Here is a 771-nt window from a genome sequence, read left to right as displayed (position 1 = left end):
TTAGCTTCCACCACTGCAAGCTTTCATAGAAGTTCTTGAAATGCGTCATCTGTGAGCCGCCCGCCGCATTTAACCCATCAAACCAACGATAATAAGCACCATAGGGGAACCAACTATCTGTCGAATCATTGATGGCCCAGACGCCTTGTACGCCATATCCAAAACCGAAGGCCCCGTTGGAGAAGGCCCTATACGGAGTGGAACGCGCCTCATCTGTTGTAATCCGATTAAATTCATAACCTGTTTCATAGGCAACATAGGGTTTTGTTACGTTATACTCCCAAAAGGTTTGATAGCCATCTTTTTGCAGATTGGAAGGCTGCACGCCAAACCAGGAATGATAGTCCTTGTCTCCCCAGCCTGAATTACTCGCATCTCCGCCTTCCATGTGTGCAGTTAAAGGCTGATGATAAGCGTCATTTTCATAAATTGCCTTTGCAATCCTATGCCAATAATCATTGAATTCATGGCCTGGATCCACTTCCTGCGCAGTCGTCCACAGTACTGGATAAGCTCCGAATCTGGCCTGCCAGTATTTACCCAATTTCTCGAGTAATACAGGATCGGTTACATTCAGTATGGATCTGAAAGTATAGGCAGCATTCGCATGAACAAGTCCAGCATCCGCGACATATTGAAACTTCCGGTCCAGATCCTGGAGTCGTCCCAGATGCCCGGATCCTATCCCATTGGAGACATCGAGGTAATTGCCGGTCATATATAACGGCTGGGATTGATAGACTGTAAATCCTTGACTGACACGATGATCGA

At 46.7% G+C, this 771-nt stretch carries 1 protein-coding gene; it reads right to left on the bottom strand.

Going from position 1 to position 771, the window contains the following annotated elements; all coding sequences use genetic code 11:
* On the bottom strand, positions 1-771 hold a 771-nt coding region (locus tag PAT3040_RS19390), incomplete at both ends, for an apiosidase-like domain-containing protein (protein WP_146200475.1).

It is taken from the genome of Paenibacillus agaridevorans (assembly GCF_003112455.1).
GTDB classification, from domain to species: domain Bacteria; phylum Bacillota; class Bacilli; order Paenibacillales; family Paenibacillaceae; genus Pristimantibacillus; species Pristimantibacillus agaridevorans.
This window is presented reverse-complemented; position numbering and strand designations above follow the sequence as displayed.